Source organism: Streptomyces sp. NPDC057654 (assembly GCF_042800135.1).
Taxonomy (GTDB): domain Bacteria; phylum Actinomycetota; class Actinomycetes; order Streptomycetales; family Streptomycetaceae; genus Streptomyces.
This window is the reverse complement of record NZ_JBHVHQ010000402.1, coordinates 1-7,473: the sequence shown is the minus strand read 5'-3', so window position 1 is coordinate 7,473 and position 7,473 is coordinate 1. Positions and strand designations below refer to the sequence as shown.

Sequence of the window (7,473 nt, the reverse complement as noted above, 5' to 3'; positions counted from 1 at the left end):
CCATTGGATCGAACCGAGGAGAACACTATGGGTGCTATCGAGAATAACGAAGTCCTGATGTACGGGTACTGCCTGGGCGGCCCGGTCGACAACTGGCAAGGGCTGACGAACAAGCTGGTCGGGTACACCGACTGCCGCGGCTCATCGTTTGTGATGCCGCACGTGCCGTGGGAGACGCAGGACATGCTCGACGGGTACACCGGGGACTCGTACCCCCGCACGGTCGAATACTTCACCGACGCGGCGGCAGAGCGGCTGGCTGCGAACGGTCTGGGGTCGCTGCTCCTTCAGACGTACACGCTGCCCTTTCGGTCCTCGGCCGGGATGGACGAAGACGAGGTTGGGTATTGCCTGGCAGCCGTCGTCCACGAGCCCAAGAACAGGCTCCTCAAGCTGGACCTCGCCTCGATGAACGCCGCATCCCAGCACGACGGGGCGCTGAAGCGGGCGTTGTCCGTGCTGGGACTGCAGACCCGCGTCAGCGAGCCCGAGTGGTTCATGTCGAGCTACGAAGCATAGCCCGGAGTTCGAGGGCTCACCGTCTCTCCTCTTCGTCAGACGCCTCCGCCGCCACGCGAGACTGGCTGCGGAGACGTCCGACGGACAGAATTTCTTCCAAAGGCCGGTCTGGAGCAGGACCAGGGCTCTGTCCAGGAGCTCGGCGTAGCCGAACCGCGTGAGGAGGATGCCGGAACGGGCTGGGTGTTCGCGCATTCAGCCCGTTCCGCGCTTGTGCGCCGATGTCTCGGCAAGAGCGCTTCCAGGCGTCGGTGATGCCCCTGGGGAGACGTCTTGGCGCCTCTGGCCGGACACGAAGGCGACACCGATGACCGGTGCGTCGAACAAGACATCGACAAGACGCGTCTGGGCACTGATCGGGACACGCATCGGCCGCCTACCAGACACCAAGAAGGTTCGACCACTTAGCGGTCCATTCCGGCAGCGCCCGCATGGCTATCACCACCTGCCCTGGCCGCACTCGTGTGACGGGCGCTGGTGCGAGGGGAGAACAACGGGGTCGACCACGGTTGGGACTATCACAAAAGCCCCGAGTCCGCCGCACGCCTCACCCGCAGCGGACGACGGCTCCGTCTACGCATACCGGCGACCTAACCACGGCCTTACACCACGTCGCCGCATTGCCCCGCTTTGCCAACTGACCAGTCACCCCCTGCCCGCACGAACCGAAGGCCCCCGGAGAACCCGACCACTGCGCCGAGACTCCGTCATGCCCGAGCATCGAAATGACATCGGCCGCCCGGCAGTGACCCCTTCAGAGACACCTCAGCACCCCGACCGAAGCAGCGAGGCCAATTGCGCCCCGTTCACACCGATGACGAGGAGACTCTTCGATGGACGTCGACCTTCGCCCGAACGACTGTGGCTATGGAAGTCTGAGCGGGAGTCGTTTCGACGCGTCGACGGATGTCACTTGGTTGCCCTGGCCACGAACCGCGATGAGACCGGATGCCACCGCAAGTGGCAGTGCCGCCTGCGGGGATGCAATCGCAGTGACTCCCGCCCTCAGCGACATTGATCTTGGGCGGGGCGCGTAGCCGACTCCCGCTTCCATCGCGGAACGACATCCGTAGAGACCTGCACAGCCACGACTGGCCCGTTCACCGACAAGAAGACCGCCAGGAACAAGGCTGCGACACTGCGTCGACGGTGGAAACGCGCCCTCGACGACGAGCCCGATGGCACCTCGCTGCTCGCGGTGACGGTCGAGCCGCTCTGGGCCGACCTCCAGGTTGCCGACATTCAGGGTTGGAGCCCATGAGCGGCAACGACCGGGAGTAGCACGGGAGACACCCTTGCCGTCAGAAGAAACTCCGGGGCGCCCTCGGCTGCGGCTGTTGCCGGAACATCCCGACAACTGCTCGTCACGTGAGTGGTGTGTGTCTCGCGGCCGACCACGGCCGAAGGCTCGCACGACCCGAATAAATCCCAGTGCTTACGACTCAGCTCTCGGGCCTCGCGCCGGTCTTCGAGCCTGCCAGGAGGTCACTCGGATCGTCAGCGGACAAGCGGCCCAAACCCTGGAACACGGCTGAGCCATCACTTGAACCACCACCACCGGAGACTGGAGGCATCCATGGGAACGCAGGTACCGAGGGAGCACACCGACTCCGCCCGCACCCAGGGCGCCCCGGAGTGGCAGACGCCGGATGTCGATGGCCGCGCCGACGTCGTTGACGAGGATCATGCCATCGCATCCTCGATCGGGGCCGAGCCCTCGATGTACTTTCCCGAACGGGACGGCAAAGCCGTCCCGGAGGACGGGACCTGGATCATTGTGGTCGAGGACCATTCACCGAACTGCGTTCCCGCTTTCGGGTGCCGCCGCTGAGTATGTGGCCAGCCCGTCCACACGAGATGAACACCGAAGCCATTGTTTCGAGGGGCGTGAAGATCCACCCCAAGCAGGCGATCATCGCTACGCCTGGGGGAGATCTGCACCTGTGGCCGCACGAGTATGTCGTCGTAGACCAGCCCATGACGCTCATATCCGATCCTGATGCGACGCTCCATGCCCTGGACGGACAGCCGGTCCTCGACGAAGAGATGCTCTTCTACCTGATGAGCCGTGGTATCCCGCGTCATGAGGCTGTGAGGGTCCTGCTCGACACGGTCACGTCCCTCGACTTCGTCTATGTGACGTTCCCCGAGTGGATCACTGAGGCCCTCGCCGGTGCGGGGCAGAGCCTGCGCCGGTACATGGCGCTGAACCCCAGAAAATCCACGGCCTGAGCGTCGGGTCACCTCGTCACCGAGAAGCTCTTCGATCGTGCACAGCCGGGGCGTGCCGGCGGAGTACGAGGTCGAGTGTCAACCCCCACGAGCGTCGACACGAGGTTCATCGGACTGCTCGGCCGTCCGGGTGTCCGATCCATCGGTCGGCCGCCGGTATCGCCCTGAACGGCGAACGGCACGACATTTCTTCCGCGGCTCGGTCCCGGCCGGGACGCCGGCGATGCGGGGCGGGCGGCGCAGCCGCCCCGGACGACGGCGTGAGGCACTGAGAGGCCAGGGGAGACACGGGTTTCCTCAGGAGCTTTCACATTCCTGCGCCTGTTTTTCGTACCACGAAACGCTGGACGTGCGAGCACACGACAAAGGAGTGACAGTAACCATGCAGGACTTCACAGGTAAAGGCTCCCGTAAAGCGTCCAAGGTGAACTCGGCAGCTCAGAATGCAGGGTTCACCGGACTGGGTGTCGATGACGCCGATGCGGATGTGGCCGCTCTCAAGAGTTCCATCACGAGGAACCTCGCCCCGATGGGAGTCAACAGCATCACCTTCGTCGAGCCCCCTGAAACCACCGATGCCCGCAAGCAGATCCGAGGGCGGGAAGACGCCTACGTGCACGTGAGCGATGGCACGTATGACGGCTGCTTGTGCGGCTACACCACGCAGCGGCCCGCGCCATCCGGAGCACCCGAGTGCCCCGCCTGCGCGCTTCTCGAGGGCTGAACGACGCGGGGGCGGAAGAACATCATGACCACCCGCGAGATGGCCGAGTCCAAGGAAAACTACTCCGGCCGGCAAGTTCGAGGACAACCTTGCCGGCCATCACCTGGAACTACTGCCGCCGGTCCACGCCAATCGGCGACACCGCAACCTTGGAGATTCCGCATGGAACTGCGCCAGCTCAGCGCCCCCGCCGATCCTGGCTTCCGCCTGGACCTCGACGGTACCGCCCGCTTCTTCCACGAGGGCTACACCGTCACAGTCCAGGGGCGCCGCGCCGCCACCGCTGAAGACGCCTGGTGCACCTACGAGCCAGTGGACTGCGATGTCCAGATCACAGGAACCGTGTCGTTGGAAGGTGTCGATGTGGGCACCGCCTATGCCGTCGGGAACGAGCGTGACGCTTTTAGCATGAGGCAGGCGCTGGAAGAGGTTCTGCGTGACACCGTCGACGATGTCCGCCGCACCGTCACCCGCCTGAGTGCCCGCGTGGCGCAGATCGACCACAAGCACGGGACGCAGCGGCCGTAGGGGCGTTCTCGGCTCGGTGAACCGCCCGCGCGTCTCCTGCTGCGCCCGCTCGTCGCACACAAGACAGCACCTGCCAGCCGGTGGCCGCGCAGAACCGAGTTCACGCCGGCCACCCCCCCAGTCCCCACGCCTCGGCGCCGGGCCACGTCTTCGTGCCGTACTCCCGCGTGTCCGCCAGGCCGCCTGCCGGGCATCCGGCGGTTCCGGGCCGGGGCCGGAACCCGCAACATCTTCAGCAGCCCTTTAGCCGAGTGCGCCGCACGGGCCTCTACCCGCGCCGGCCGCTGTGGACTGCTACTGCAGTTCACGGAGTTCGTGGTCGGTGAAATCGCCGACCCGCACGGTCGCGTCGGAGCTCGGCTTCCTCCTCCTCGTGCAGCTACTGGTCGTACGCGTCGAGCTCGGCTTCGACGGCAAACCAGGGGCGTCCCGCTGAGCAGCCGCCGACTGGCCAGGGCGTTGAGCGGAACTGCGGGTGAGGAAGCCCGCAGTTCCGCGGGTGCTACGGCGAGTTCACGCAGGTTCATGCGGACCTCCGCCTCCAGCCGGATCAGCACTCGGGCCACCTGACAACTTACAGAGCAGGAGTGATCATCAACGTGACGCACGACGGCAAAGACCAGGCGGGTGCACCAACCGTCCACGAAGGCATACCGGAGAACTGCCGGGCGTCCGAATGCCAGGACCGTGTCAGGGAGGCCGAGGAGAAGTGGGGCACCTACTGCCTCCACGGTCTGCGAATCCTCGAGAAGGATCCCGGGAAGAGCGGCCCCGCAGGCCTTCCTGTCGAACGGAACCTCGATCCGTGGCCGTGCGCCGCCGACGGCTGCACGCGCGAAGAATTCGAATGCAGGGAAGCTGAGAGGGAGAACGAGTACTGGGCATCCCTGATGGATGAGGTGTGGAAGTGACCGGTGACAACTTGCGTGACCGGTACGCCCGCGCCATGGCCGAAGCCGCCGGCTCGAAGTGCTTCCGCGAGACCGGCACCGCGTGGGACCACATGCGAGCCGCCTGGTACCGCAACGCCGAGGCCGCCATGGCTCTGGCCGACGAGCAGGCGGCGGAAACGCTGCGCATCAGTGACGCTGCAACCGACGTGATGCTCAACATCCTGCGGAGCGAGAACGCCAACCTGTTGGCTGCGTTGAGCCGGGTACGACAGGTGATAGAGCAGCGGCGTGCCGATGACGGGCAGCCCCTCTGGACCGACACCGTCGCCAACATCTGCTACGACATCGAGAACGCCGTGCGGATCCGGCCGCAACCGGACCGCGTCGTCATGCCTGCCGAGGGGACCGAGCGGCAGCAGGCCGACGCGTCCGGCGAGTGCCTGGCCCAACACACCGATGCCACCTGCGAGGCTGTCGCCGAACGCGGCCAGCTCCGTGCGACCGTCAACTACCTCCTCATGGAACAGCCGGTCCTCCGAGACTGCCTCATCCCCGGGTGCCTGCGCCAGTTCGACATCCGAGCCGCCATGAGCGGCCGCCCCCCAGAGGCGAACTGGTCCTCACAAGGCTGGAAGCAGGTCCGTCCCACCGTTGCGTCCGGCTACGTCTGCCCCGAACACGCGGACATCGTGGAGCGGCACCGGCCGCGCTGGACCGAGCCGCAAAGGGACGAGGACACGTTGACCTGCACCTGCGGCTGGATGTCCCCTACGACCATCTGGCAGGGATACGCCGTCGCGGCATGGCAGGACCACCTGCTTCGCCCCAACGCCACTCAGTGCAACATATGCAAGCACCCAGCGGACCAGCACACGCTATCTGACGAGCCCGTCGCCATCGGACAGTGCCGCACGTGCGTCGCGCAGGGGGACAAGGACGACTCCTGGCACGACTACGAACCCACTCGCGAGGCGTGATGGTTGACAAACCGGCGCTCCCCGAGAGGATCTTTGACCCCTTCCTTAGGCTCCGTGTCGACACCAGCATGGGCAGCGCCTTCGCCGATGCCCACTTTATCGCCACCCGAGCCGCGACCTGCTGGCTGCTGAGCCCGGAAGGCCCCTACAAGAAACCGATGACGATGGCGGACACCGTGGACAGCGCACTCCGAGAGGGGCTGTTGCATCTGCTGGAGCTGGGGTTCATTGACATCGACGAGGAGCGGATGCGTGCGGCCCGGGGCTGGCCTGGGCGCCGCGACACCGAGGAGACATGATGCCGTCCCTTATTCAGTACCGACGTATCTGTGACGGGCGTGTTCCGGAAGACACCGTGTACGTCGGGCGTAGCACCCGACGCGCCATCACGATCTGCGTCGAGACGCAGCAGCCCGAGGAGGAGGCGTGACCGCCATGGAGTGTCCGGACCACGAGACCCGCCTCGCATGCGCCTGCCACCGCACGGCACAGCCTGACAACAAGTGTTCATGCGGGCGATTGACGCCCGAGGACTATTACGGTCCGAGGGGGGACTGCCCAGAACACGGTGATCCTCAGCTGTTGGGATACTGCCCTTTCGACCAGTACGAGGTATTGCGCAGCGAGAACGAACGCCTGCGGGCCCGTGTGGCCACTCTGGAAGACCGCCTCTCGACGGCCGTCCCGAAGCCTGCCCGACCCGGCGATGACGGCATCGCAAAAATGTACGCCGAAGGGCGTGCCACTGAATTCGGCCGATTGCGAGACCTGATGGCCGAGGCAATCCACGAGGATGCTCTGTGCCCGGAAGGCCAGCGCATCGGGATCATCGACGCCATCCTTGCCGTCCCGCAGCTTCGGCGTCCGTTCGAGGAGCGCGACCGGCTCCGGGCAAACGCCCGGTACTGGATCGACTACGCGTGCGCCTATGCCGAGGGCCAGAAGCGCGCCGAAGCGGCCGTGGTTCAGATCCGGGAGTATGCGGAGGCCACGGACAGCTGCGGCGTCCGTACCCGCCAGAAAGTCCTCCGCCTTCTCGATACCACCGTCAAGGACGTGTGATGGCGACGTATGCGACCCGTGAGGTCGTCATGCGCCGCAAGGAGTGGATTGTGCCCGCCGGGCAGCCCTGGAGCGCGGCATGGGAAGAAGTGCACAAGGCCGTCGCCGCAGCGTGGGCGGTTTACCGGGAGCACCGCGGCCTGCCGGAGGATGCTTCGATGCCCGGCGAATTCGTCCGGTTCCACCCGCGCGACGAAGACATCTGCATCGCGGTAACGCTCGAAGAAGAAGTCCGACCGGCGACTTCGTGACGTGGTTGTCCGTTCAGCGCATCAATCGGGCAGGCGATCGGTGGACCTGGTGGCAGCCGCCCGGAAGTCCTGTGGTCAGGACGTCGGCGTGAGAGGCCGACGGACGCTGTGCCGCGAGTCGGCGCCCGGCCGAGACTGAGACGGCAACCCTCATACCCGCCGGGCGGAGCACGCTTCTGGCCCTGCAGGTCCCCCGGTCACTGCACCAGCCGTACATGCAACTGATGGACCTGAGGTCCCGCCGGGAAGCAGGGGGCTGCGCCTGAGAAGACGACGCTGCCCTGACC

General features: G+C 65.9%; 10 protein-coding genes. All 10 read left to right on the top strand.

All coding sequences use genetic code 11. The features are described from left to right. A partial coding sequence (locus tag ACFU99_RS25865; protein WP_384395989.1) for a hypothetical protein occupies nt 1-519 on the top strand: 519 nt, incomplete at its 5' end. Nucleotides 520-2,095: 1,576 nt separating this feature from the next. Beyond that, nucleotides 2,096-2,350, top strand: a complete 255-nt coding sequence (locus ACFU99_RS25860) for a hypothetical protein (protein ID WP_384395986.1) — start codon at nt 2,096-2,098, stop codon at nt 2,348-2,350. Nucleotides 2,351-2,376: 26 nt separating this feature from the next. Beyond that, complete coding sequence (locus tag ACFU99_RS25855; protein ID WP_384395983.1) at nt 2,377-2,751, top strand: SufD family Fe-S cluster assembly protein; 375 nt, start codon at nt 2,377-2,379, stop codon at nt 2,749-2,751. A 382-nt stretch (nt 2,752-3,133) separates the two neighbouring features. Next, nucleotides 3,134-3,475 carry a hypothetical protein gene (locus ACFU99_RS25850; protein ID WP_384395981.1) on the top strand — a complete coding sequence of 114 codons (342 nt, stop codon included), beginning with the start codon at nt 3,134-3,136 and terminating at the stop codon, nt 3,473-3,475. A 162-nt stretch (nt 3,476-3,637) separates the two neighbouring features. Then, nucleotides 3,638-4,003 (top strand): hypothetical protein, encoded by a 366-nt coding sequence (locus tag ACFU99_RS25845; protein ID WP_384395978.1) that lies wholly within the window; start codon nt 3,638-3,640, stop codon nt 4,001-4,003. A 587-nt stretch (nt 4,004-4,590) separates the two neighbouring features. After that, the gene (locus ACFU99_RS25840; protein ID WP_384395975.1) at nt 4,591-4,914 is read left to right on the top strand and encodes a hypothetical protein; all 324 of its coding nucleotides are present in this window, start codon (nt 4,591-4,593) and stop codon (nt 4,912-4,914) included. After that, entirely contained in the window at nt 4,911-5,873 is a 963-nt protein-coding gene (locus ACFU99_RS25835) for a hypothetical protein (protein WP_384395972.1), read from the top strand. Before ACFU99_RS25840 ends, ACFU99_RS25835 begins: the two co-directional genes overlap by 4 nt. Next, complete coding sequence (locus ACFU99_RS25830; RefSeq protein ID WP_384395969.1) at nt 5,873-6,172, top strand: hypothetical protein; 300 nt, start codon at nt 5,873-5,875, stop codon at nt 6,170-6,172. Before ACFU99_RS25835 ends, ACFU99_RS25830 begins: the two co-directional genes overlap by 1 nt. Nucleotides 6,173-6,299: 127 nt before the next feature. Further along, nucleotides 6,300-6,935 carry a hypothetical protein gene (locus ACFU99_RS25825; RefSeq protein ID WP_384395966.1) on the top strand — a complete coding sequence of 212 codons (636 nt, stop codon included), beginning with the start codon at nt 6,300-6,302 and terminating at the stop codon, nt 6,933-6,935. Beyond that, nucleotides 6,935-7,186, top strand: a complete 252-nt coding sequence (locus ACFU99_RS25820) for a hypothetical protein (protein WP_384395963.1) — start codon at nt 6,935-6,937, stop codon at nt 7,184-7,186. The genes ACFU99_RS25825 and ACFU99_RS25820 overlap by 1 nt, the downstream gene beginning before the upstream one ends. Nucleotides 7,187-7,473 lie beyond the last annotated feature (287 nt).

What these genes read in the sequence shown, in the direction of transcription:
- ACFU99_RS25860 (WP_384395986.1), top strand. Translation starts at nt 2,096, where the DNA reads ATGGGAACGCAGGTACCGAGGGAGCACACCGACTCCGCCCGCACCCAG.
- ACFU99_RS25855 (WP_384395983.1), top strand. Translation starts at nt 2,377, where the DNA reads ATGAACACCGAAGCCATTGTTTCGAGGGGCGTGAAGATCCACCCCAAG.
- ACFU99_RS25850 (WP_384395981.1), top strand. Translation starts at nt 3,134, where the DNA reads ATGCAGGACTTCACAGGTAAAGGCTCCCGTAAAGCGTCCAAGGTGAAC.
- ACFU99_RS25845 (WP_384395978.1), top strand. Translation starts at nt 3,638, where the DNA reads ATGGAACTGCGCCAGCTCAGCGCCCCCGCCGATCCTGGCTTCCGCCTG.
- ACFU99_RS25830 (WP_384395969.1), top strand. Translation starts at nt 5,873, where the DNA reads ATGGTTGACAAACCGGCGCTCCCCGAGAGGATCTTTGACCCCTTCCTT.
- ACFU99_RS25820 (WP_384395963.1), top strand. Translation starts at nt 6,935, where the DNA reads ATGGCGACGTATGCGACCCGTGAGGTCGTCATGCGCCGCAAGGAGTGG.